The following is a 23,606-nucleotide window of genomic DNA, read 5'->3' as shown; positions in this document are numbered from 1 at the left end:
AACAATTGCGGTGCAGCGGATTGAAGGAAGTCGTTGGTACTGAGTTCGAGGGGATCGGCAACCCCTTACCCGAACCGTTACGGAGAGACATCATGCAGGAATCCACCGTTTATCGTTCGATCTGGAGAGAGGCTGAGGAAGAAAGAAATCGGGCGATCGCTATCAATCTCTTGCGTAGAGGAATGGCGATCGATACTATTGCCCCTTCCACAGGCTTATCGATTGAGGAAGTTCAACAACTTCAGCAGCAACTGAATGAGTCTCTACAAAATTAGCCTGAACTGTGTGGCGATCGCGACATAACAACGCAGTTGGAGCGGACTGACAAAGGTTATCGACTAGCCGCTCAAACGCACTGTTAAATCCTCACAAGCCTATTTAATCCTGTACGTAGTCTTGTCCTGTTACCAATGCCAATTCTGTTCGCATAAACTCACGTCCTAAGTAAGCTGCATGATCCAATCGACTCACTGGACAAAGTTTTGTTGACTCAAACAGTTGAATGCAAATTTCTTTAGCACTTCTTCCTGTAAGTAAATTTGACAGAAATGATGTTGCAAAAGCTTTCACGCCAGCAAAAAACTAGCGGAAATGACAGTTACACTAAAGCGTAATTACAATTATCAATAAACTGCCTATAATTTCATAGCCATGAGTAGTCCGTGGCGTATCTCTGGCACTATGAGAACATGAAACTGATGTATTGTTGAAATATTTATGGCAATATTCACCTGTACCTCGCAGATGGATGTAAGTTTGTCTGTTACTTTCGGCGGGCATTCTGACTTTGAAGCATAAGCCTCATTACAGCTGCGGGACAGCGCCGGATTTACACCGGACTTTCCCCCTTGCGTCTGATGGCTGACTCCCATCAGAACCGAGTTGATATGCCCAATAGTAGCATGATTATGAATTTAAGAATACTGAAATTGACCAGTTGCAATGGCTACCTTTTTCAGGCGCGATGCCTGCGGTGTTCTCGTTGCGATGGCGTACCCGCCCACCGTAGGTGATCGCTAACTCGCCTCACTAGCTGACACAGATTGCGATCGCTGGTGTCTTAGTTTTCACCAGCTACAGGTAGACGGATGGTGAATGTACTACCCTGCCCTGGCTCAGATGTCACACCGATTGTGCCCTGATGTGCTTCAATAATACAGCGAGATAGATATAGTCCCAAACCACTACCAGAACGCTGGTGTTTACCTTGGCGAAATCGCTCGAATAATATTGCCTGGTCTTGTTTAGAAATTCCTGGCCCCGTATCTCGGATATCAATAGTCACATCTGCTGGAGTGAGATGGCTATGAATATCTACAGAACCTTTGTCTGTAAATTTGATAGCATTGCCGATGATATTTGTCAAAACTCGCCGCAGTTCTACGCGATCGCCCATGATAGTGCTTGCAGTTTCACCTCTATCAATGTTTACAGCTAATCCTTTTTCTTCAGCTAAGGGAGTTAATTCTTGGGTAACTTCACTAACTAATTCCTGAATATTGCAGGGAGAAATTTTTAAGGTTTTACAGCCCGCCTCATGACGATAAACTTCTAGCAAGGTATTTACCATTTCCAGCAGGTCTTGGTTACTGCCAATCATGGTATCAATTATTTCTTGCAATTCTGGCGAAACTTCGCAAAACCTGCCTGACAGCAATAATTTTAATACGCGGTTGGAGGCTACCAACGGTATGCGTAAATCGTGAGTAAAACGCGAGACAAAATCTGTCCGCAGGTTAGCCATCTGATCTCGTTCGTCGATACTATGTTTGAGGCGCAGGAGCGATCGCACTCGTGCATGTAATTCATCAGGATCGAATGGTTTACGAATAAAGTCATCTGCACCAGCATCAAGTCCTTCAACAACGCTAGACTCATAGTGAGCCGTGAGCAGCAGAATTGGGATAAATGGCAACGCCGGATTCTGTCGGATGCGGCGAGTAAATTCATAGCCATCTACCTCCGGCATCATCACATCTAACAGAATTATGTCTGGTGGTGACTCCTCAACCATAGTCAGAGCAATTTTGCTATCTTCTACCAAGTGAATCTCATAGTCCTTATCTTCTAGGACTGCTTCTAAGACCAGTAGATTGTCAAAAACATCATCGACAACGAGAATTTTATCTTTTTTGACAGTTTTTGTTAAAGACATGGCTAAATAAAAAAAGAAGTGCTTGGCTATCCCTAGCAAATCTAGTAATAGCTTACTTTACCAGCGCTGAGATTATTAAGGATTGACATTTTCCTTTAAAATTTCCCAGATTAAATATCTGAGAATTGTACGTAATTACACTGCTTCTTGAAAAAATGATGTATTTATTAAAGAACATTACTTTTTTACAAGTATCTTAGCTGTCTGATTATCCAACCAATATCTCTGCCTGGATGCTAGGGTGAGGTAGTTTAGTCCCTTTTATGTGCATCATCCTAGCTACTGCAAGGGCAACTATTTAGTAGTCACCCACTCTTGTTTGCTAGCTAGGGGATTTTCAGTGAGGAGTTATTTACCATAAAACATCTATCCTCAAGTAAATGTATAAAAATATTTTTTGATCGAATTATATTGTCATATCAAAACTCTTGCTTTAGAAAAACTTCCGAGATAAGGTTATTTATGTCCAATGGTAGATGAACTCAGGGTAATAATACCAAACGCATTGCTTTTTGTATAAAATCCCGAATAGAAGAACGAGATTATTTTAATCTGTACTTTAGATAGATAACAGTAAAATTAAGCAACTATGAGTGAAATCAAGATCCTCGTGATTGAAGATCACAACCTTACGAGAATCGGCTTACGGGCTGCTTTGCAAACCGATCCAGAGTTAAACATTGTTGGTGAAGCAGCCAATGCAGCAGAGGGTATCAAGCTTCTGAAAACTCTCAAGCCCGATGTTGCTACTATTGATATTGGCTTGCCTGACATGGATGGAATTGAGCTAACACGCACATTTAGGCAATATCAAGCCGAGAATGAAGATTATACAACAAAGCTGCTAATTTTAACGATGCAGAATAGCGAACAGGCAGTTTTAGCAGCATTTGCAGCAGGTGCAGATTCTTATTGCATGAAGGATATCGAAACAGAGAAACTAGTAGAGGCTGTACGAACGACCTATGCAGGTAGCTCATGGATCGATCCAGCGATCGCAGACCTTGTACTACAACAAATACGTCAAGATTTCCCTGATGGTAGCAGAGGAGCAGCTGGAAAAAGAGTCTTGATTGAAGGTATTGACCCAGATGTTGAGAAAAATATAGTCAGCTATCCTTTAACTAATAGGGAGATGGATGTTTTAGAGTTGATTGTCGCTGGGTGTGACAATGCAGAAATTGCTAAAAGGCTCTATCTAACGGTCGGTACTGTAAAAACTCATGTTCGAGGTATTCTGAATAAACTCTGTGTTGCTGACCGTACACAGGCTGCTGTCCGGGCTTTGCGGGCTGGATTAGTACCGTGAGTGAGTAGTTCACCTACTCACATTGCAATTTCCCCAATAATTTTTAATTCCTTGAAAGCGGGTACTGAACTATCCACCTCAAAACTGCAACTTTTTGAATCGATGCTGCGCTAACGAAGTGCTTGTTCATAATTGTTTTTCGGTCAAAGCGGTTAACAGGGACAAAACTTTATGAAGAAATTGTTACAAATTTGAGTAGAATGACATAATTGACAAATAAGTATTTTTTCTCATATACATGATAGCGGATCAATTTCCCTGGCTTACCGCGATTGTCTTGCTGCCACTCGTTGCTTCCTTACTCATCCCTGTGCTGCCTGATAAAGATGGCAAGCGCGTGCGGTGGTATGCACTGGGTGTAGGTATCGCAGACTTTGCTTTGATGTGCTACGCCTTTTGGAAGCATTACGATGCCAGCAGTGCTAGTTTTCAACTTGTGGAGAATTATGCCTGGATGCCTCAGTTAGGTTTGAACTGGGCGGTATCAGTCGATGGACTTTCAGTTCCCCTTGTACTTCTGGCAGGATTTGTCACCACACTCTCGATTTTTTCGGCTTGGCAAGTTTCACACCGACCCCGCCTCTTCTATTTTCTGATGCTGGTGCTGTATTCTGCACAGGTAGGCGTGTTCGTTGCCAAAGACTTGCTGCTATTTTTCATTATGTGGGAAGTAGAGCTGATTCCCGTCTACCTACTAGTCTGCATTTGGGGTGGGCAAAGGCGTCGTTATGCGGCTACGAAATTTTTGTTGTACACCGCAGCCGCTTCTATATTTATTTTAGTGGCAGCCCTGGCAATGGGGCTATATGGCGGCGGTAAGATGACATTTGACATAACCGCCCTCGCCAGGAAGGAATATCCTCTTGGTTTACAACTGCTACTTTATGCAGGGTTGCTGATTGCATTTGGTGTCAAACTTGCTGTTTTTCCGATGCATACTTGGTTACCTGATGCCCACGGCGAAGCATCCTCTCCTGTATCGATGATTTTGGCTGGTGTATTGCTGAAGATGGGTGGATATGGACTAATTCGCCTGAATCTTGATTTGCTTCCCGATGCACACATTTACTTTGCGCCCGTTTTAGCCATTCTGGGTGTTGTCAACATTATCTATGGTGCATTGAACTCCTTTGCTCAGACCAATATGAAGCGGCGTTTAGCTTATTCGTCGATTTCCCACATGGGATTTGTATTGCTTGGGATTGCGTCTTTCACTGATTTGGGAATCAACGGCGCGATGTTGCAAATGATTTCACATGGTTTGATTGCATCAGTGCTGTTCTTCTTAGCAGGTGTTACTTACGATCGCAGCCACACAATGATAATGAAAGATATGGGCGGTATTGGTCAAGCCATGCCCAAAGTCTTTGCCCTGTTTACAATCGGAACGATGGCATCCCTGGCACTTCCCGGTATGAGCGGCTTTGCTGGCGAACTCTCGGTATTCGTTGGTCTGACAAGCAGTGACGTTTACAGTTCGACTTTCTGTACTGTAACGGTTTTTCTCGCCGCAGTTGGAGTTATCCTCACACCTATCTATCTACTTTCCATGCTGCGAGAGGTATTTTATGGTCAGAGTGCAGCACTCATCTGCGACATTAATAATGCAGACTCAGAAAATCAAGAAGATGAGGGAACAGTTTGTTTTGGTACAGACTGTCTAGTGCCAGAGGAGGCAGTCTACGACGATGCTAGACCGCGTGAGGTGTTTATCGCTGCCTGTTTTCTGCTGATGATTATTGGTATTGGTTTCTATCCCAAGATGGTGATGCAGATGTACGACGTGAAGACTGTTGCAGTGAATGCTAATCTTCGCCAGTCTTATGCCATAATCTCGCAAACAAATCCCCAGATTTATGCCAAGGGTTTCTTGGTTCCGCAGATTTCAGAGGTTGAGGTAACGCCCGTTTTGGGAACTTTGAAGTAAGCTTTATTGACCTCGATTTCCGTAGAAAAGAGCGTTGTCTACTAACCGTCTACGCGCTTTTATTAGATAATCACTTTGACTAAACGCTCTACGCAACCTACAATTACTACATTAGAATATACATAAGTAGGTTGCGTATGAGTAATACTTCCTTCTTTGATGAACAGAAAGAGCAATCTTTAATAAAAGCTAGAATTGTTGAGAAATATTTTTGGGCTTGGTCACAAGTAATAATCGGAACTATTAAAAGGCTTGAAAGTCAAGGTAGAGAAGTTGACTCAAGAATTGCCTATATAGACCTTTTTGCAGGCCCAGGTCGATACAAAGATGGTTCCGAATCAACACCAATAAAAGTTTTAGAGACTGCGATTTCTAACCCAGATATGCTAAATAGGCTGGTGACAGTATTTAATGATGTTGATGCAGAAAATGTTAGTTCTCTTCATGAAGCTATAAATTCAATTCCTGGTATTGAAGATTTCAAATATAAGCCTCAAGTAATCAATCATGAAGTTGGGGAAAATATTGTCAAGACATTTAACGAGCGAAAGTTAGTTCCTACATTGTTTTTTGTAGACCCGTGGGGATATAAAGGATTATCGCTACAACTTATTAACTCAGTTGTAAAGAACTGGGGATGTGATTGCATATTCTTTTTCAATTACAATCGCATCAATATGGGTTTAGGTAACGCAGCTGTTGAAAAACACATGAATGTGCTATTTGGAAAAATACGAGCCGATCAAGTACGCGAACAACTAAAAACACTTAAACCAGAAGAACGGGAGTTAAGAGTTGTAGAGGCAATTTGCGAAGCTCTCAAAGAAATGGGTGGAGAGTATGTTCTACCTTTTCGCTTCAAACATGAGAATGGCAAACGAACTAGTCATCATTTAATCTTCGTGAGTAAGCACGTGAAAGGCTATGTAATCATGAAAGAAATAATGGCAAAAGAGAGTTCTGAACAAAATCAAGGTGTGCCTTCTTTTGAATACAATCCAGCCACTTATAGACAACCGTTACTTTTTGAATTTTATCGTCCTCTCGATGACTTAGAAGAAATGCTATTGAATACATTTGCAGGTCGAACAATAACCATGCAAGATATTTACAATCAGCATCATGTTGACAGACGTTATATTAGTAAGAACTATAAAAATGCTCTTAAAAATCTGGAAGCTAAGGGTAACATTACAGCAGATCCACCTGTTAATCAAAGAAAAAAAAATAAAGGTGAAACTACATTTGCAGATTCAGTTAAAGTTACATTTCCACCTAAGCATTAATTACCAGCTTTTCTTTTCTAGCTGCTAATTTTAGTGGAGTATTACCCCACATATTTTGATGTTGCTTCCAAGCATCAGGCATTTCATCCCATATTCTGCCATCCAGTAACCTACCTCCAGCCTTAGAAGTTCTGCCGCCAATCTGCTTAAAAAAGAATGCAATTTCTGCTGCTTTACACTGGTCATGAATATCTTTTACCCACTCAGTTTTTAGAGGACGATGTTTTTGTCCTGACTCTCCACCAACAATAACCCAGTGAATATCTGTTAACTCAAGATTCAATTTCCCTAAAAGCGGTTCACATGAAAGAAAGCGGACAGTCGCCGGAACTTTGCGAAGAAAGTCAACACGATGAACATAATTTTGATTTTCGACTGACACACCTAACCATATATTTTCATGAAATTCTAGCTCAGAAGCCAACTCAAGTAACCGTTCAGGTCGTTTTGTTAATATTTGATATATGTGCCAAGGCGTTTCATGAATCACTTTAAAGACCTTTTTAATGAAATCAAGAGGTACATCTTCATGAAAAAGGTCGCTCATTGAATTCACAAATATTCTACTTGGAGTACGCCACTTTAAAGGTTCTGCTAACCTTTCCGGGTGTAAGGTTAAATCAAATCCATTCTTGAAGTTATTAGGAAAACGTTTAGTGAGAGCTTCTGCATAGCAATGCAAACAACCTGGGCTAACCTTGTTACAACCAGTTGTCGGGTTCCAAGTTTTATCTGTCCACTCAATACCCGTGTGCGTACTAGACATATTACATAACCTTGTAAATTACAAATTCTGCAAATTATACTTTTTAGAATCTGTGATTCTTATAGTGTATCTGTACTATAACAGAACTTATAATTATATCATCACTGTAGATGGGGCGGAGCGATCGCACAATCAAACTATTTAAATCCCATAGTATAATTTTGCCAGAGCCACAATCACTGCAACTCAAGGCTCGGAGGATGAATTAAGGAACAGTAGATCAAAGTATCCCCAACAGTACTCAAAAACTAGCCCCAAAGTGCTACCAATACATGGGATGCTGGTTGATGATTAGTGAGTTTTGCCAATGTCTGTTGTTTCTGCCATCACTGTTACCGTTCCGGCCACAACTGCTAATTTGGGGCCTGGTTTTGATTGCATCGGTGCAGCTTTAAAGCTGTACAACGAGTTCAAGTTCACTCGCCTAGAAGAGGGTGAGCTAATTATTCATGTCACTGGTACAGAAGCTGAACGAGTCCAAACTGATGAGAGTAATCTCCTCCACCAAGCGTTTGTCAAGTTCTATCAACATATAGAACAGACACCGCCGATTGTGAAAATAGAGATTAAATTAGGTGTCCCATTGGCGAGAGGTTTGGGTAGTTCGGCGACAGCAATTGTTGGTGGCTTAGTTGCTGCTAATCAACTTGAGGGTGCGCCGATGAGTCAGTCGCAGGTGATGGAGTTAGCGATCGCAATGGAAGGACATCCTGATAATGTAGTTCCAGCTTTGTTGGGAAGATGTCGTCTTGCTGCAACTAGTGGCGCAGGTTGGGAAATTTGTGATGTTCCCTGGCATAAAGATGTTGTACCAGTTGTGGCTATTCCTGATTTTGAACTTTCCACTTCAGAGGCGCGGGGCGTTCTCCCAACTGAGGTGAGTCGCGCCGATGCGATTTTCAATATGGCACATCTGGGGTTATTGTTGCGTGGCTTGGAAACTGGTAACGGACAATGGTTAAAGACAGGTTTGCAAGATAAGTTGCATCAGCCTTATCGCAAAGCTTTGATTCCTGGTTATGATGCTCTGAACATAGCAGCTGTTAGTGCTGGTGCTTATGGTATGGTGATTAGTGGTGCGGGGCCGACACTGTTAGCTTTAGCGGATAAATTACACTCAGAGGCTGTGGAGGCGGCGATGTTAGCTGCTTGGCAACAAGAAGGAATTACAGCCGAGGTGCGATCGCTTTCTCTCGATACCCAAGGGGCAAAAAGCTTTTAAAAAATCAGATGACTATTTTACTCAGCACTTAAAACTCGATTTATGGAGCAAATTCAGGATGAAATGGCGGCGCTTAAATCTCAAATTCAGATTCTCCTAGAAGAACGCGCTGCACTCACTATTAATAATGTAATCTCTGCCGAGAATGATTCACCCCAGGCAATGGTTGAAGCGTACCGCCGTCAAGCCAGGGAAAATGCCCAATTATCAGTTGAACTCCAGGGCATAGATGCAGCGATCGCAGCTCTAGAAGTCCAGATAAAACAAAGACAAGGTAAGTTAGTGCGTTGGCAAGTTGAATCAAACCAACTTACCCAACAGCAGCAGCTAGAGGAAGCTAAAGAAGTCGCTCAGGTTCATGCTCAACGCATTAATCAACTAGCAGGTGAACTGGCGACAGAAGTCCGTTTACTCAAGGCTTGTGCCAATCAACTGAGTCCAATGTATTGGCAGCTTTATTACAAGCCCTTCATAACTGGGTTCAAGACAATCTCTGTTCCCTATGTCCGCTCAGATGGGGAAGTATGGACAATTGTCAATCGGATTGTTTAATGCGAGCATTTCTAAACTAGAAATACTTTACTAACATTGACTTTTTCAAGAACTATTTGATATGACAAGACAGTTGCTAAAATCGTCCATATCAAGAGACTTGAACCGATGACGCAAGATTTTGCACTTCTAAAGCGGATATACAATGTTTTCGACCCATTTCGACCCTTACCTGCTGGCGATCCCAAATATGTAGATTGTCAGGCTGTGCGAGGAGATGGCGACATCCTAGTAGAAATAGGTAGAGAGATTTTGTTGTCAGATAGAATGACTTGTCAACTTTATGCAGGTCATCGTGGTGCAGGAAAGTCAACAGAATTGCTGCGGTTGCAAAAATATTTAGATGAGCAAGGCTGCTTTGTGGTTTATTTTGCTGCCGATGAAGCAGATATTGAGCCAGAAGATGCCCAATATACAGATATTCTCTTAGCTTGTACACGACACTTATTAGAAGCGTTAAAAGATAATGCTTCTCCTGCCAGTTTGTTGAAATGGTTAAACAACCGCTGGCAAGATTTAAAAGATTTGGCACTGACTGAAGTATCCCTAGATAAATTAACCATAGAAGCACAAATCTCCCAATTTGCCAAAATCACAGCAAATTTACGAGCCGAACCTAGCCAACGCCAAAAAATTCGCGAGCGAGTCAACCCTTATACAATAACTTTAATTGAAGCGTTAAATGATTTTATTAAAGATGCAAAAAGTAACTTACCTCCAGGATATTCTCAACTAGTATTAATTGCTGATAACTTAGATCGGATAGTCCCTATTGCTCAAGAAGATGGACGTAGCAATCATGAGCAGATTTTTCTAGACCGCAGCGAACAACTATTGTGAAGAAATTCAAAATACAGCCAAAAATGATCCAGATTTTGATAATCTTCGGAAAAATAAAAAATTTAAGTTATTGATTGAATAATTTAATAAAATCTGAAAAATTACTTTGCTTATACTATATAAATGTATAAAAATACAGCAGATTCGGAGCTTATGAGGTACAGTAACAGCAATTTGTAAACCAATGTTTGAGATGTTCAGGATTAATTAATTCAAGTGCTATTTTAATTAAACCATCGACTCCAGATGCAGTTTTTGGAGAAAATTGTTTTAGGAATGCTTTTAATTGTGACCACCAATGTTCGATGGGGTTAAATTCAGGGGAATAAGGAGATAAATACAGAACACTTGCACCAACAGATTCAATTAAGGGTTTAATTTCTTCGACTTGATGTGCAGGAAGATTATCCATCACCACTACTGCACCAATCCATAATTGTGGAAGCAAAAAATGTTCGATAAAGACTTTATATGCATCCCCGTCCATTGAGCCGTTTAAAGTCATGACAGCCAAAACTTTCTTGAAGCTGATTCCCCCAATTACACTTACTTTCGCCCCGACGCTCGAAGACTCGCTAACGCTGCGCTATCGGTAATATGGTTTAAAATCATACACCCTACTTCCGCGATCGCTTCTGGCATGAGTTCGGGTCAAACCAAGTAAAACACCCATTTCATCAATAAAAACAAGGTTTTCTGGGTCTATTTGTTTTACTTTTTCCCAATACTCTATTCTCAGCCTTTGGACTCTTTCTGTCTTTGCTTGGCTACTACGTAAAGTCTTTTTTTTCGTGTTAGTTTTTGTTTTTGCAATGCACAGCACATTACACTAGCACATACCCAAACATTATATTTTTATAAAAAGACAGCCTACAAACGTCGAAGTTTATTGCAGCATGATAGCAGTATATAGCCATATAGAACAATATGACCAAGCTATTATTTTTTGTTCAGAACTGATAAAAAATGTTCCCGATTTCCATGAAGTTTATTTAACAAGTGCTCAATTAAAACGTAGAATTGGAGATTATAAATCGGCAATTGAAGACTTAAACTCTCTAATTAGTATTGATAATCAAAATGTTAAAGCTTATAAACTAATAGCTGATATTTATACTTATGGTTTAGTTGATTATAATAAGGCAATTATTAATTATAAACTTTTGATACAAATAAATCCTAATGAACCAGATAATTTTCGGGGGTGCGCTTACTGCTTTCACAAGAATAGTGATTTTCAACAAGCAAAAGAAAATTATCAACAAGCGATTATGTTATGTGAAAAAAATCAATTAATAGATTCTGATGTTTACAGAATTAGCAATGGACGTTTACAAGAAATTAACAGTTATTTGCAACTTAATAATCAAAATCAACAGATTAAAACTAGTGTTGATGTTGAATCTTTTTACGGAGATCGCTATCAGAGTGATTTTATAAACTGGTGTTATAAAACAGACTATGAACCAGATGATGCTGGTGCTTACGATGCTTGGATAGAAGAAAAACGGGAAGAAAGAAGTAGCTACTTTACTGATGATGATGACTAATTGAGTCGGATGTCTAAGCCAGGAAGCCACACCAAGTTTATCAGCAGCAATATAAACAGTATCCGATCCTGCAAATGGATCGAGGACAATTTTAGGTTCCAGTTCTGCGATTACTCCCTCAATCCAATTTGCTGAGAATCCAGCAGAATACCTAAACCATCTATGAATAGGTAATTTCATATTGTCAGTAAATGTGCCTGTTCTTTCTGTAATAGCTCTTGATTGAAAATCATTGCGAGATTCAGGCATCAAATTAAAAACTGAAGTTAATAAGGCTTACTTATTTTAAATTAGTATTGACTAAAGTCATCAAAAATCGGGACTGAGAAATACATCTCAGTCCCGAATAAAAAAGCGGGCTAACCGCTATTTATATGGTTAACCCGTGCAGCTTTGGGAACGCGCAGAGAAATTGTTATTGCAATACCAACTTCACATTGGCGTTTTGCAGACCGCGTTGTTTTACTTCAGCCAAAGTTTTGTTAACGGCATACTTTTGGTTGATGGAGTTGATCAACTCGGTTTGGTTGTGCTTTTTAGCAACTCCCCACAGGTCAGCGATTAGGTCAAAGGAACCATCGCTGTTGCGAGACCAGCCGAGGTCATATTCGCCATCCAACATAGCAACGATGTCGGAACGGACACGCTGACCGTTATAACCACGGACATCAGCTTCAGTCTTTACGCTGATACCGAGGTCGCGCAAGGAAGCCTTGAGGATTTCGGCATCGGTGATTTTGGTACGCAGGGTGCTAAAGTGAGACATTTGGGGTTTCCTCCAATGAGAAGATTGAGAAAAACGACAACGGTTTGTTTTGGGCGAAGCCGCGCTTAACAGGATGCGGCTTTTCTTATAACTGCTAGCATTTTCAGCTAGCCTTTCCCCCTGGGATGGCAGAGGAAAGCTTTTAAAACTCCATTCGCTGATATTCAGCTACGGAGGATGCTGCGGGGCGGGCGCGCTGTCTGGCCCAATCTCTCAGAGCCGTTACTTGTTCTTGCATCGTTCGAGACAGCGGCAATGTTGCCTTCAGTGCAGCAATAATATCTAGTTGGGTGAACTCCCGATCTTGGGCAAAAGCTTCATACATTGCCGCAACGATCGCTTGCTCAACTTCTGCCCCAGAAAAGCCATCAGACATCTTAGCTAGTTGCTCAAGATCAAATCGAGAGATGTCTTCACGGCGCTTGGTCAGATGAATATTGAAAATCTGCTGCCGTTCTTCCGGTGTTGGCAGATCCACAAAGAAAATCTCATCAAAGCGTCCTTTCCTCAAGAACTCGCCAGGTAAGCGTTCTACTCTGTTGGCGGTTGCCATCACAAACACTGGTGACTTCTTATCTTGCATCCATGTGAGGAAAGAACCGAAGATTCTACTTGAAGTCCCTCCATCAGAATCAGAGGAACCTCCACTACCAGCAAAGGATTTATCCAATTCATCGATAAACAAAATCGCTGGGGAAATAGATTCTGCTGTTTTCAGGGCGTTTCGCAGATTTGCCTCACTTCGTCCCACCATTGAGCCGTCATAGACTCGCCCCATATCCAACCGCAACAGTGGTAAACCCCACAGCCGGGAAGTAGTTTTGGCAATTAATGACTTTCCGCAACCGGGAACTCCGAGAATTAACATCCCCTTTGGTTGAGGCAAACCATACTCTCTCGCTCTTTCTGTGAAAGCGTTAGAGCGTTGCTTGAGCCATCTTTTTAACTCTTCTAAGCCACCTACAGCATCAATGGTTTCATCTTCTTCAATATATTCTAAGATCCCATTGCGCCGAATTAATTGCTTTTTCTCAGATAAAACTATATCTACTTCATCTTCCGTCAAACGCCCTGTAGTTACCTGCGCCTTCCGGTAGACTTTCTCAGCTTCATCTTTAGTTAAACCCAAAGCTGCTCTGAGAAGCTTTTCTCTGGCTTCTGTTGTCAGCCGCCGACCACGATTTTGGTCTACATGCTGAGTCAGTACTTTATTTAACTCTGCCATATCTGGCAGTGTAAAGTCGATAACAACAACTTCTTTTTCCAACTCTATAGGTACTTGTTGCATCGGCGACATCAAAATGATGTTCTTTTGCGTACCTTTAAAGCTAGCGATCGCATCACGTAACGATCTGTTTGTTGCAGGCGCATCAATAAAGGGATGTAAATCTTTAAGAATAAATATACTTGGTTCTTTCTGCCGGATTATCCACTCAATCGCCGCCTCTGGAGACACGGTATTATGTTGGGTGACATTCCGGGGTTGACCATACTCCACAATCCCGTGTGTTACTGTCCAAACAAATACCCGGCGCTGGGGCTTTAACAACTGGGCGATTGTGGAAACTGCTTGCTCGGCCCGCTCTTCCTCGGAGGTCACAAGGTAGATTAAAGGGTATTGAGCTTGAATTAGGATATTGAGCTCTTCTTTCATACATCGACCTACTTGAGACCTTATAGAGACAGTAGAGACATTGCTTCTGGTAAAGACAACTGAATCATGAATAAATAATTCATAATTCGTATCTATTTAGCAAGGAACTAACTCTTCCTCACTCTTGGGATGGGTTTCATCTTTATCCATCTCATCAATACAAAGATGTTCTTGACCAACTACTCCTGGTTGATTGCCCAAATTTACCAGTTCCCCATCACGTAAGACTAGTGAGCTATCACAAGTTGGGCATGAATAAACTCTATGAGTCCGCCCACAAGAAGAATCTTCTACCTCGTCAACCAATTCGGAATTAGACAGGTAAAAAACGAGGGCACGTTCCGCAAGTTCTGACATTGGTTCTGAATCGACTGCTGAACGAATCTTCAATTTTCTGTGCAACTCTGGCGATAAATACAAAGTGACCTTTTGCTTAGTTTGCGTTTGCATATAACTCTTTAACGGTCTTACCCGGGTATGTATATCAAGTTATCGGTTTCTTGATTGGTTGTCAAGACGGCAAAACGTTTTAACGGCAGTTTCGTTACATTTATTTACATTTTAGATTTAGATGCTGTTTTAACTAGTACAGCGGGCGTGTAAATCCATCTACCATCTCAATTAAAAAGACTTGCAGCTTAACAAGGGGCAAAATCCCTTTGTTAAAGGTAGGCAAACTGACGCCACAGTGTACTAATGACATCGTTACCAAACTGAGTTATTTACAAAACAGTTATCTGGGGTTAACTAGATTTAATCAAGCAGCAGTTTAGTATGGTGGCTCTAACTTGCCCCTGGTATTTCTATAAAATCAATAATTTTGGCAAAATGCGTAATATAAATGACTACTGCTAATAAAACCTATCGTTTGGGGCGAAGAATTTATCGGTTTGCCTCCAGCGTTAGCAAAGCCATTGCCCTGTTCATAATCCTGTGGGGTTGCACTGCAAACGATTTTAACGCCGGAGCTATCACATGGAAAACTTATAGTAACTCCCGTTATGGCTTTGAATTTCCATATCCAAGTAACTGGACTTCATTAGCAGCCCCAGAAAATGATGATGGAATTGTGTTTATTTCACCCCAGAACAAAACAGTGGAAATTCGGGGGTGGGCAAGTCAGCAGCTACCAAATTCGATTGTTACAGACCAAAATTCTGTGAAAAAGATAAATCCCAACTTTCAGACTGCCCAAGGAGTATCTGGGGTACTGGTTGTAGAAGTTGACAAAGGAGTAGGTTCGATGACACTGACACTAACTCAGAGTCAAGTGAAATACTACTGGCAGGGACGAAGCAAGAGCCAAGAATTTCAAGATTACTATCGTTTGTTTTATTACATTGCCCAGCAATATCGGATTTCCAAGTTCTGAGTTAGGAGTTAGGAGAGACGCGATTAATCGCGTCTGTACAGGATTTAGGTAGAATTCCCCTCATCTTCCCCTCTCCCCCTGCTGCCTAAATTGACATCTTTGCCAGAATGATGATTGAGAGGGGACACAAACCTGGTAGATTTAGCTATCAGCGAGTAAAAACTGGTGAAGATGAAAGTCCTGGTTATTGGTGGTGATGGATATTGCGGTTGGGCAACTGCTCTTTACCTTTCCAATCGAGGTTATGAAGTTGCAATTTTAGATAGTTTAGTGCGGCGGCATTGGGATAATGAACTGGGTGTCGAAACTCTCACTCCGATCGCACTAATTCAGCAACGCCTCCAGCACTGGCAAGATTTGACTGGCAAATCTATCGACCTGTTCATCGGCGATATTACTAACTACGAATTTCTCAACAAAGCATTACATCAATTTAAGCCAAACGCCCTAGTGCATTTTGGTGAACAGCGTTCGGCTCCATTTTCGATGATTGACCGCGAACATGCAGTTCTTACTCAGGTCAATAATGTAGTTGGTACGTTGAACTTGTTGTACGCCATGCGGGAAGATTTCCCAGACTGTCATTTGGTGAAGCTGGGGACGATGGGTGAATACGGTACACCCAACATCGACATAGAAGAAGGGTACATCACCATTGAACACAATGGACGCAAGGATACCTTACCTTATCCCAAGCAGCCTGGTTCAATGTACCATTTAAGCAAAGTCCATGACAGTCATAACACCCACTTTGCTTGCCGGATTTGGGGATTGCGGGCAACGGATTTAAATCAAGGTGTAGTTTATGGCGTCTTAACCGAAGAAACGGGGATGGACGAACTGTTGATTAATCGGCTTGATTACGATGGCGTGTTTGGTACTGCACTGAACCGCTTCTGCATTCAAGCAGCTATTGGACACCCCTTAACGGTTTACGGTAAAGGCGGGCAAACTCGCGGATTTTTGGATATTCGGGATACAGTCCGATGTGTAGAATTAGCGATCGCTAACCCTGCACAACCTGGTGAATTCCGCGTATTTAACCAATTTACCGAACAATTCAGCGTCGGCGACTTGGCATTGATGGTGAAAAAAGCTGGTAACGCTATGGGATTGAATGTAGAAATCAATCACTTAGATAATCCCAGAGTCGAGAAAGAAGAACATTACTTCAACGCTAAAAACACTAAATTGCTCGATTTAGGTTTAGAGCCTCACTTGCTTTCTGATTCTCTACTCGATTCTCTGTTAAACTTTGCCATCAAGTATCAGAAACGAGTTGATCACAAACAAATTCTGCCCAAAGTCTCTTGGCACAGAAATTAGGGTAAACTCTGCGTGCGGCTGATAACAGAACCTTATTTAACTCAAGTCAGCAATTGGCCTAAAAATGGTCGTCATCTCCTAGCACAATATGACGACCATTCAATTGTTATTTATCAGGCGTATCGTCCAGCTATTGGTGATTTCGCCGCCACCTACGGTTATTTTGGTGGTGAGTTCAGTTTTGACCGCATGAGTTGGATAAAACCTAACTTCCTCTGGATGATGTATCGTTCTGGATGGGGTACATAAAATGGGCAAGAGGTGGGGTTAGCTATTTGGATTAAGCGTTCGGCTTTTGATAAAATTTTAGCGGCAGGTGTTCATTCCAGCTACGTTCCAAAACTTTATCCCAATAAAAGTGCATGGCAAAGAGCATTGAAGCAATCACAAGTCCGTCTACAATGGGACCCAGACCATCACTCATCGGGGACAAAATTAGAACGACGCGCTATTCAGTTAGGGTTACGTGGTCAAGTGCTAGCTAGTTATGCCAAAGATTGGATTGTGAACATTGAGGACACATCGGACTTTGTACAAAAACAGCGGCAAAACATTAAATCTGACTGTGCAGAATTGATTACACCACGGGAGACAGTTTACTCTGTGTTTGATACCGAAACGCAAGAAAACCTGGGATTATCTGCCTGTACTAAATAGTTTTTTATGAGAATTGCCCTATTCACCGAAACCTTTTTGCCCAAGGTTGACGGCATTGTGACGCGCCTGCGCCATACCGTTGACCATTTACAGCGCAGTGGTAATCAAGTTTTGGTAATTGCCCCTGATGGAGGGATCACTGAACACAAAGGCGCTAAAGTTTACGGCGTTACTGGCTTTCCTCTGCCATTGTATCCAGAGTTGAAAATGGCACTTCCCCGCCCAGCCATTGGTTACGCCTTAGAAGAGTTTAAGCCAGATGTTATTCATGTCGTGAATCCAGCAGTTTTGGGTTTATCTGGGATATTTTATAGTAAAATCCTCAAAATACCCTTAGTGGCGTCTTATCATACGCATTTACCCCAATATCTCCAGCATTACGGCTTGGGGATGCTGGAAGGTTTTCTTTGGGAACTGCTCAAAGGTGCTCATAATCAAGCAGCTTTGAATCTGTGTACCTCAACAGCAATGATGGAGGAACTGACAGCACACGGTATTGAACGGGTAGATTTGTGGCAGCGTGGGGTAGATACAGAATTATTTCACCCCAATTTGGCTAGTGTAGAGATGCGATCGCGTCTATCACAAAACCATCCAGAAAGTCCATTGCTACTTTATGTTGGGCGGCTTTCCGCTGAAAAAGAAATTGAGCGCATCAAACCAATTTTAGAAGCCATTCCTGAAGCGCGGTTGGCATTGGTTGGGGATGGCCCCCACCGTCAAGCATTGCAAAAACACTTTGCTGGCACAAACACTTATTTTGTTGGCTATCTCATGGGGCAAGAGTTGGGTTCTGCCTTTGCTAGCGCCGATGCCTTTATTTTTCCCTCCCGGACAGAAACATTAGGCTTAGTACTACTAGAAGCGATGGCTGCTGGCTGTCCGGTGGTAGCAGCCCGTTCGGGGGGAATTCCTGATATTGTGACAGATGGGGTAAATGGATATCTTTTCGAGCCAACAGCAGATGTTCAAGGAGCGTTCGCCCTTGGCGTTGGCGGAGCCATCGCTGCTACTATTCGCCTCTTAGAACAAAAACAACAACGAGACATCATCCGTCAAAATGCTCGCCAGGAAGCAGAAAGTTGGGGTTGGCCATCTGCCACCAGGCAGTTACAGGATTACTACCAAAAGGTGATATTTTCTGAACAGTTGACAAAATAGAGGAGTGGGGAGAATAACCAATGCCCAATTTGAGTTTGCGCTTGAAAGCGGTAACTAAGGAATATGATTGTGATATTATTTTAAGTGAATTTACTTACTAGCTTTGCCGCGATCGCATTTGGGTGCGCTAGTTAGATAAAATTCGCGTCAAAGGGAAACACCAGGCGGTGAATATCTACAAGTTAATTAGCGATCGCAGCACCCCTCTAGATACCAACACTCAAGAGTTTCTGTTTAACTATTATATGCGGACGCACTGCTTATTTATCGCGCACTTCTCACAAGCGATCGCCTGTTTTGAATCCACCAAATGCATCCAACCCAAAGACCGATCTGTTGATATCCACCAGCAATATGCGTATAATTAATTACAAAAAACTCCACCAGAGTCCTGGGATGGTATTTGGACAATGCTTACCAAGTAGTTTTGAGTGAGAGAGTTAGGAGTTATGAGTTATCAATCCCAGCGTCCCCACCTCTCCCCTTCAACCTTGAACCTCTCCCTGGTCATCCTGAAAAGGGTCTTCGCCAATTCTTAGCTCTTTTTTTGAGCGTTTCAACTGTTTCCATAGATCCTTTATTTGTTCGTAAGCTGCACCTGGAGGCAGTTTTCCACCTGTTTCTAAGTTGCAAATGTAGCTTACTCGTTGGGCAAATTCCTGTAGATTCGCATTAAAAACCAAGTTTTCTGGCTTTACCTGACCGTAGTAGCGACCACGAGGGTAGAGAAAATCATCCTTGTTCACTATTTTTTTCTCCAAATTATTTAACTCCCTTTCTGTTTAAATGTCTAAAGCTGAATCACTAGCTACCCTAATCTTTTTTTGTCAGACTAGGGGAAATCAAATCATCCAACTCCTTTTCCAATTGGTGATGCAGAAATTGGTTGATTCAGATTTTGAGACTAGAAGATAAAGCTTGAAATAGTTTTACTGTAAATGTTACAAAAAATTCCCTGTTAAAATGACTAGAGAGTATATTTGACTTCCCTCCGAGCTATCAATTTCTTTCATCTTAGTTTATGAAGCTCAGATTATAATTAACTACAGTTGAAACACTGACTTACAAACTATTAAAACATACCCGTACTTTTTAGCAATCTTTCTCTGCAAAAATAATTACTAATCTTCTCGGTTGAAACTACTTAGATAAACCTATTATGCACTAAAGCTAATTGTCGTCGTCTGTTAAAAGTTAGAGATTTAGTTCTGAATGCTTGGCAACTGGCTAATGAGGGCGTTGGGCAAAACAGTTCTGAGTTCCAAGTTATGAGTAAAGAACTGATATTCCGCACTCAGTACTTAGCACTCAATAATCACCAATGACTAATAGTCAATAACTAAAGATAAAATGGTGAAGCCCGAAACGACAAAAATCGTCCATCGCCTAGAACTTTACCTGCCACCATGTCTGTTAATTCCAAGTTATACGAAGGCAAAGCGAAAATTCTCTATACAACGGACGATCCCGAAGTCTTGTTGGCCGATTTTAAGGATGACGCCACGGCGTTCAACGCCCAAAAGCGTGGCAGTATCCAAGGAAAAGGAAAAATTAATTGTAGCATTTCCAGCCAGCTTTTTAAACAGTTGGAGGCAAATGGTATAAAGACTCACTTTATCAACAGCCCTGCCCCAAATCAGATGCTAGTGAGAGCAGTAAAGATTTTGCCCTTAGAAGTAGTTATCAGAAATATTGCTGCTGGCAGTCTGTGTCAGCAAACAGGGTTACCAGTGGGTACAATTCTGAAACAGCCTTTGGTAGAGTTTTATTACAAAAATGACCAATTAGGAGATCCTTTATTGACATGCGATCGCCTGTATCTGCTAGAACTAGCTACTGCGGAACAAGTAGACGCAATAACACATCTAGCATTGCACATCAACAAATTTCTCAATAACTTTTGGCAGCGGTGCGGCATTACCCTAGTAGACTTCAAACTAGAGTTTGGTTTGGACTCACAACAGCAGTTGCTCTTGGCCGATGAAATTAGCCCCGACACCTGCCGTTTGTGGGATACCGCAGAAAAGGACTCAAACCGCCGGGTAATGGACAAAGACCGCTTTCGCCGAGACTTAGGAAATGTAGAGGATGCCTACCAGGAGGTTTTACAAAGAGTGCTAAAAGCAGTAGAAACTACAAGTTAAACAGGTAAAAACCAAAAGGTAAGAAGAAATTATAAGAGAAGGCAGGAGACAAAAGGAAACAATTATGAATGAAAACTTTAGTCGTGGGTCATTAGCCAGTTTTAAAAGAAGAATTGGATCTCACCTCAGGTGGTACGAGATCCAAAGCGTCCAAGATCAATCCCACGTTTAAAAGCGTGGGATTGATCTTGCCTCCTGAAATTTGACTTTTGCCTTTTGCCTTGTAAAGTAAAAAAGCAAAAGAAAAAATTATGTCTTGAGCTTTACCTTTGGGCATGAGGGCATTATTGCCTTGTGATGGTGTGTGTGTGGTCGTGAAGAGGAATCATAAGTAAAATGCGTTTATCTCCCGTATTGCTGGCAGCAGTAGCAATTGCAGTCCCTTTGGGCGGTTCATTGAGTGCAAATGCAGAAACCGCCAACAGTTCAAAACAGACAACAGAAGTTTTGACACTAGAAAAAAATCAGCAGCCAGAAAAGGATACTGGTCAGGGTAACTCTAGTAAAAGTCTAGTATCTCGACCTAATCCCACAAGAGTTATAGAGGGGGAGCCTCTCCAATCCCGCATTGTCGCAATTTACCCTGCCAATCCAGCAGCGAGTGCGACATCAAAGGTAATAGTACCAACCTCCATAACGCCAACAACTGCACAAACCCCTCAAATTAATCCCAGCCCTACTCAACAGCCATCTCCCGCTCCAGACATTCCACCGCCAGAAATTCAACAACCAACGCCTTCCCAAACTCCTGAAACCACTCCAGTCCCAGAAAATGTCAATCCACCGACAACGGAACCTTTATTACCCACAACTCCAGAACCATCAACCACTCCAGACATTCCCCCCCCAGCTAGTCAACAAAGAACACCTGCCCCACGCCCAGGCGCTACTCCCAGTCCGCAGATTATTAACCCGCCGACAACTCCAGGAAATACTCAACCCAACACAGCCCCAGGCGCTACTCCCAGTCCGCAGAATATTAACCCGCCGACAACTCCGGGAAATACTCAACCCAACACAGCCCCAGAAGCCAATGACCCCCGCGTACTGGTATCAGAAGTATTAATTAGATCACAGGCTGGGCAACTATCACCAGAACTAGAAGACCAAGTTTACAAAGTAATTCGTACCCAACCAGGACGAACGACAACCCGCAGCCAACTACAAGAAGATATTAACGCCATCTTTGGTACTGGCTTCTTCTCCAACGTCCAGGCAACGCCAGAAGATACCCCCTTGGGAGTGCGGGTGAGCTTTGTTGTGCAGCCTAACCCCGTTCTGAGCAAAGTAGAAGTGCAAGCCAATCCTGGCACTGGTGTTGCTTCTGTACTACCAGCTAATACTGTGGATGAAGTATTTCGGGAGCAGTATGGCAAAATCCTCAACTTGCGTGACTTGCAAGAAGGCATCAAGCAGTTAAACAAGCGATATCAAGACCAAGGTTACGTGCTAGCCAACGTGATTGGAGCGCCTCAAGTCTCTGAAAACGGAGTTGTTACCTTGCAAATAGCAGAAGGGGTAGTAGAGAATATTAGAGTCCGGTTCCGTAATAAAGATGGTCAGGAGACAGACGAGAAAGGACAACCGATTCGGGGACGCACACAGGATTACATCATTACACGAGAATTGGAGTTGAAGCCAGGACAAGTATTCAATCGCAACACAGTGCAAAAAGACCTACAGCGCGTGTATGGAGTGGGACTGTTTGAGGATGTGAATGTGTCCCTTAACCCTGGTAGTGACCCCAGCAAGGTGGATGTAGTAGTGAATGTAGCTGAACGCAGCAGCGGTTCTATTGCGGCTGGGGCAGGGATTAGTTCTGCTAGCGGACTTTTTGGAACAGTAAGCTATCAACAGCAAAATCTGAACGGTAGAAACCAAAAGCTGGGGGCAGAAGTACAGGTGGGAGAACGGGAACTGCTGTTTGATCTGCGGTTCACAGACCCCTGGATCGCGGGAGATCCCTACCGGACTTCTTACACAACCAATATTTTTCGCCGCAGTTCAATTTCATTGATTTTTGATGGCAAAGATGAAGATATTAAGACGTTTGACCCAGGTAATCCCACCAATACAAATTCTCAGGATCGCCCCCGGATTCTGCGTATAGGTGGTGGTGTCACCTTTACCCGTCCCCTGTCCTCCAATCCTTACAAAACTTCTGTCTGGACTGCCTCAGCGGGTTTACAGTATCAACGAGTTTCTGCCCGTGATGCTCATGGCAATCTCAGAAAAACAGGAGCGGTATTTGATGATAATGGAAACCGCATCAGTGATGAAATTCCACTGACTTTATCTAGCAGCGGTCAAGACGATTTACTACTGCTGCAACTAGGGGCACAACGGGATCTCCGGAATAACCCCCTGCAACCCACCAGTGGTTCTTATCTCCGCTTCGGGGTTGATCAGTCGGTTCCTATCGGACTAGGCAGCATTTTCCTCACCAGATTCCGGGGTAGCTACAGCCAATATTTACCCATCAAGCTGATTAGCCTCACCAAAGGGGCACAAACCTTAGCATTTAACCTGCAAGCAGGAACCATCTTCGGTGACTTGCCTCCCTACGAAGCTTTTACCCTTGGCGGTAGCAATTCCGTCCGGGGTTATGAAGAAGGAACATTAGGTAGTGGACGCTCTTATGTACAAGCATCAGTTGAGTATCGGTTCCCAGTTTTTTCAGTAGTCAGTGGCGCACTATTTTTTGATGTCGGCAGTGACCTGGGAACTAGTACTAGGGCAGCTGAAGTGTTGAACAAAAATGGTAGTGGCTTTGGCTATGGTCTTGGCGTTCGCGTCCAGTCTCCACTGGGGCCAATTCGGATTGATTACGGTATCAACGATGACGGTGATAGCCGGATTAATTTCGGTATTGGGGAAAGATTTTAACCAGTTAGGAGTTAGAAGGGGCGCAAGACCTTG

At 42.5% G+C, this 23,606-nt stretch carries 18 protein-coding genes, 5 pseudogenes and 1 riboswitch; of the genes and pseudogenes, 15 read left to right on the top strand and 8 right to left on the bottom strand.

Translation table 11 applies throughout. From position 1 onward, the window contains the following. Nucleotides 1–20: 20 nt before the first annotated feature. On the top strand, nt 21–275 hold the full coding sequence (locus V7K49_RS28040) for a hypothetical protein (protein WP_334872663.1): 255 nt from the start codon (nt 21–23) through the stop codon (nt 273–275). Nucleotides 276–378: 103 nt separating this feature from the next. Here V7K49_RS28040 and V7K49_RS28035 read toward each other — a convergent pair. Both V7K49_RS28035 and V7K49_RS28030 read right to left on the bottom strand, forming a co-directional pair. Next, nucleotides 379–537 (bottom strand): annotated as a pseudogene (locus V7K49_RS28035) (DUF4346 domain-containing protein); the annotation flags it as partial. Nucleotides 538–754: 217 nt separating this feature from the next. Continuing rightward, nucleotides 755–897: riboswitch (cobalamin riboswitch) on the bottom strand. 163 nt (nt 898–1,060) lie between these two features. Further along, nucleotides 1,061–2,155 (bottom strand): hybrid sensor histidine kinase/response regulator, encoded by a 1,095-nt coding sequence (locus V7K49_RS28030; protein ID WP_335208552.1) that lies wholly within the window; start codon nt 2,153–2,155, stop codon nt 1,061–1,063. 589 nt (nt 2,156–2,744) lie between these two features. Here V7K49_RS28030 and V7K49_RS28025 point away from each other — a divergent pair. The 3 genes from V7K49_RS28025 to V7K49_RS28015 all read left to right on the top strand — a co-directional run bounded on the left by V7K49_RS28025 (nt 2,745) and on the right by V7K49_RS28015 (nt 6,677). After that, complete coding sequence (locus tag V7K49_RS28025; RefSeq protein WP_335208550.1) at nt 2,745–3,464, top strand: response regulator transcription factor; 720 nt, start codon at nt 2,745–2,747, stop codon at nt 3,462–3,464. Nucleotides 3,465–3,702: 238 nt separating this feature from the next. After that, complete coding sequence (locus V7K49_RS28020) at nt 3,703–5,391, top strand: NAD(P)H-quinone oxidoreductase subunit 4 (protein WP_335208549.1); 1,689 nt, start codon at nt 3,703–3,705, stop codon at nt 5,389–5,391. A gap of 137 nt (nt 5,392–5,528) precedes the next feature. Continuing rightward, complete coding sequence (locus tag V7K49_RS28015; RefSeq protein ID WP_335208548.1) at nt 5,529–6,677, top strand: three-Cys-motif partner protein TcmP; 1,149 nt, start codon at nt 5,529–5,531, stop codon at nt 6,675–6,677. Here V7K49_RS28015 and V7K49_RS28010 read toward each other — a convergent pair. Then, nucleotides 6,667–7,443, bottom strand: a complete 777-nt coding sequence (locus V7K49_RS28010; RefSeq protein WP_335208546.1) for a DUF5131 family protein — start codon at nt 7,441–7,443, stop codon at nt 6,667–6,669. The genes V7K49_RS28015 and V7K49_RS28010 overlap by 11 nt on opposite strands. A gap of 307 nt (nt 7,444–7,750) precedes the next feature. On the opposite strand from V7K49_RS28010, the gene thrB reads away from it, so the two are divergent. The 3 genes and pseudogenes from thrB to V7K49_RS27995 form a co-directional block, all read left to right on the top strand. Beyond that, the gene (gene thrB / locus V7K49_RS28005; protein ID WP_335208545.1) at nt 7,751–8,665 is read left to right on the top strand and encodes a homoserine kinase; all 915 of its coding nucleotides are present in this window, start codon (nt 7,751–7,753) and stop codon (nt 8,663–8,665) included. 42 nt (nt 8,666–8,707) lie between these two features. After that, nucleotides 8,708–9,217 (top strand): hypothetical protein, encoded by a 510-nt coding sequence (locus V7K49_RS28000; protein ID WP_335208543.1) that lies wholly within the window; start codon nt 8,708–8,710, stop codon nt 9,215–9,217. Nucleotides 9,218–9,325: 108 nt separating this feature from the next. Further along, a pseudogene (locus V7K49_RS27995) lies at nt 9,326–10,051 on the top strand (ATP-binding protein); the annotation flags it as partial. A 157-nt stretch (nt 10,052–10,208) separates the two neighbouring features. Here the strand turns inward: V7K49_RS27995 and V7K49_RS27990 are convergent. Next, nucleotides 10,209–10,619, bottom strand: a pseudogene (locus V7K49_RS27990) (transposase); the annotation flags it as partial. 274 nt (nt 10,620–10,893) lie between these two features. Here V7K49_RS27990 and V7K49_RS27985 point away from each other — a divergent pair. Further along, nucleotides 10,894–11,607 (top strand): tetratricopeptide repeat protein, encoded by a 714-nt coding sequence (locus tag V7K49_RS27985; RefSeq protein ID WP_442948701.1) that lies wholly within the window; start codon nt 10,894–10,896, stop codon nt 11,605–11,607. A gap of 415 nt (nt 11,608–12,022) precedes the next feature. Here the strand turns inward: V7K49_RS27985 and V7K49_RS27980 are convergent, their stop codons facing one another. The 3 genes from V7K49_RS27980 to V7K49_RS27970 all read right to left on the bottom strand — a co-directional run bounded on the left by V7K49_RS27980 (nt 12,023) and on the right by V7K49_RS27970 (nt 14,477). Next, nucleotides 12,023–12,373, bottom strand: coding sequence for a DUF1257 domain-containing protein (locus V7K49_RS27980; protein ID WP_012407317.1), 351 nt, complete (start codon nt 12,371–12,373; stop codon nt 12,023–12,025). Nucleotides 12,374–12,515: 142 nt separating this feature from the next. Next, entirely contained in the window at nt 12,516–14,027 is a 1,512-nt protein-coding gene (gene ycf46 / locus V7K49_RS27975; protein ID WP_273762402.1) for a stress-responsive protein Ycf46, read from the bottom strand. Nucleotides 14,028–14,123: 96 nt separating this feature from the next. Continuing rightward, nucleotides 14,124–14,477: a hypothetical protein gene (locus V7K49_RS27970; protein WP_335208540.1), complete on the bottom strand. Its 354-nt coding sequence runs from the start codon at nt 14,475–14,477 to the stop codon at nt 14,124–14,126. A 391-nt stretch (nt 14,478–14,868) separates the two neighbouring features. On the opposite strand from V7K49_RS27970, the gene V7K49_RS27965 reads away from it, so the two are divergent. From V7K49_RS27965 to V7K49_RS27945, 5 genes and pseudogenes are all read left to right on the top strand, one after another. After that, nucleotides 14,869–15,399 (top strand): hypothetical protein, encoded by a 531-nt coding sequence (locus tag V7K49_RS27965; protein ID WP_334872685.1) that lies wholly within the window; start codon nt 14,869–14,871, stop codon nt 15,397–15,399. Between the two features lie 171 nt (nt 15,400–15,570). After that, nucleotides 15,571–16,725 (top strand): NAD-dependent epimerase/dehydratase family protein, encoded by a 1,155-nt coding sequence (locus tag V7K49_RS27960; RefSeq protein ID WP_335208539.1) that lies wholly within the window; start codon nt 15,571–15,573, stop codon nt 16,723–16,725. Between the two features lie 12 nt (nt 16,726–16,737). Then, nucleotides 16,738–17,382: pseudogene (locus V7K49_RS27955) on the top strand (DUF4291 domain-containing protein). A 6-nt stretch (nt 17,383–17,388) separates the two neighbouring features. Then, nucleotides 17,389–18,543 (top strand): glycosyltransferase family 4 protein, encoded by a 1,155-nt coding sequence (locus V7K49_RS27950; RefSeq protein WP_334872689.1) that lies wholly within the window; start codon nt 17,389–17,391, stop codon nt 18,541–18,543. 26 nt (nt 18,544–18,569) lie between these two features. Further along, a pseudogene (locus V7K49_RS27945) lies at nt 18,570–18,911 on the top strand (adenylate/guanylate cyclase domain-containing protein); the annotation flags it as partial. Between the two features lie 117 nt (nt 18,912–19,028). On the opposite strand, the gene V7K49_RS27940 reads toward V7K49_RS27945, so the two are convergent. Beyond that, the gene (locus tag V7K49_RS27940) at nt 19,029–19,304 is read right to left on the bottom strand and encodes a DUF7219 family protein (RefSeq protein ID WP_298904448.1); all 276 of its coding nucleotides are present in this window, start codon (nt 19,302–19,304) and stop codon (nt 19,029–19,031) included. A gap of 645 nt (nt 19,305–19,949) precedes the next feature. Between V7K49_RS27940 and purC the strand changes: the two genes are divergently transcribed. Together purC and V7K49_RS27930 are read left to right on the top strand one after the other, a co-directional pair. Next, nucleotides 19,950–20,687: a phosphoribosylaminoimidazolesuccinocarboxamide synthase gene (gene purC / locus V7K49_RS27935; RefSeq protein WP_334872692.1), complete on the top strand. Its 738-nt coding sequence runs from the start codon at nt 19,950–19,952 to the stop codon at nt 20,685–20,687. A gap of 336 nt (nt 20,688–21,023) precedes the next feature. Further along, entirely contained in the window at nt 21,024–23,573 is a 2,550-nt protein-coding gene (locus tag V7K49_RS27930) for a BamA/TamA family outer membrane protein (RefSeq protein WP_335208538.1), read from the top strand. The last annotated feature ends 33 nt before the right edge of the window (nt 23,574–23,606 follow it).

Source organism: Nostoc sp., from assembly GCF_036919675.1.
In the GTDB taxonomy this organism is placed as follows: domain Bacteria; phylum Cyanobacteriota; class Cyanobacteriia; order Cyanobacteriales; family Nostocaceae; genus Nostoc.
Note: the sequence above shows the minus strand (reverse complement) of the source record. Positions and strands in the feature narration are given on the sequence as shown.

What these genes read in the sequence shown, in the direction of transcription:
- V7K49_RS27965 (WP_334872685.1), top strand. Translation starts at nt 14,869, where the DNA reads ATGACTACTGCTAATAAAACCTATCGTTTGGGGCGAAGAATTTATCGG.
- purC (WP_334872692.1), top strand. Translation starts at nt 19,950, where the DNA reads ATGTCTGTTAATTCCAAGTTATACGAAGGCAAAGCGAAAATTCTCTAT.
- V7K49_RS27950 (WP_334872689.1), top strand. Translation starts at nt 17,389, where the DNA reads ATGAGAATTGCCCTATTCACCGAAACCTTTTTGCCCAAGGTTGACGGC.
- thrB (WP_335208545.1), top strand. Translation starts at nt 7,751, where the DNA reads ATGTCTGTTGTTTCTGCCATCACTGTTACCGTTCCGGCCACAACTGCT.
- V7K49_RS27960 (WP_335208539.1), top strand. Translation starts at nt 15,571, where the DNA reads ATGAAAGTCCTGGTTATTGGTGGTGATGGATATTGCGGTTGGGCAACT.
- V7K49_RS27970 (WP_335208540.1), bottom strand. Translation starts at nt 14,477, where the DNA reads ATGCAAACGCAAACTAAGCAAAAGGTCACTTTGTATTTATCGCCAGAG.
- V7K49_RS28030 (WP_335208552.1), bottom strand. Translation starts at nt 2,155, where the DNA reads ATGTCTTTAACAAAAACTGTCAAAAAAGATAAAATTCTCGTTGTCGAT.
- V7K49_RS28010 (WP_335208546.1), bottom strand. Translation starts at nt 7,443, where the DNA reads ATGTCTAGTACGCACACGGGTATTGAGTGGACAGATAAAACTTGGAAC.
- ycf46 (WP_273762402.1), bottom strand. Translation starts at nt 14,027, where the DNA reads ATGAAAGAAGAGCTCAATATCCTAATTCAAGCTCAATACCCTTTAATC.
- V7K49_RS27980 (WP_012407317.1), bottom strand. Translation starts at nt 12,373, where the DNA reads ATGTCTCACTTTAGCACCCTGCGTACCAAAATCACCGATGCCGAAATC.
- V7K49_RS28000 (WP_335208543.1), top strand. Translation starts at nt 8,708, where the DNA reads ATGGAGCAAATTCAGGATGAAATGGCGGCGCTTAAATCTCAAATTCAG.
- V7K49_RS28020 (WP_335208549.1), top strand. Translation starts at nt 3,703, where the DNA reads ATGATAGCGGATCAATTTCCCTGGCTTACCGCGATTGTCTTGCTGCCA.
- V7K49_RS28025 (WP_335208550.1), top strand. Translation starts at nt 2,745, where the DNA reads ATGAGTGAAATCAAGATCCTCGTGATTGAAGATCACAACCTTACGAGA.
- V7K49_RS28015 (WP_335208548.1), top strand. Translation starts at nt 5,529, where the DNA reads ATGAGTAATACTTCCTTCTTTGATGAACAGAAAGAGCAATCTTTAATA.
- V7K49_RS27930 (WP_335208538.1), top strand. Translation starts at nt 21,024, where the DNA reads ATGCGTTTATCTCCCGTATTGCTGGCAGCAGTAGCAATTGCAGTCCCT.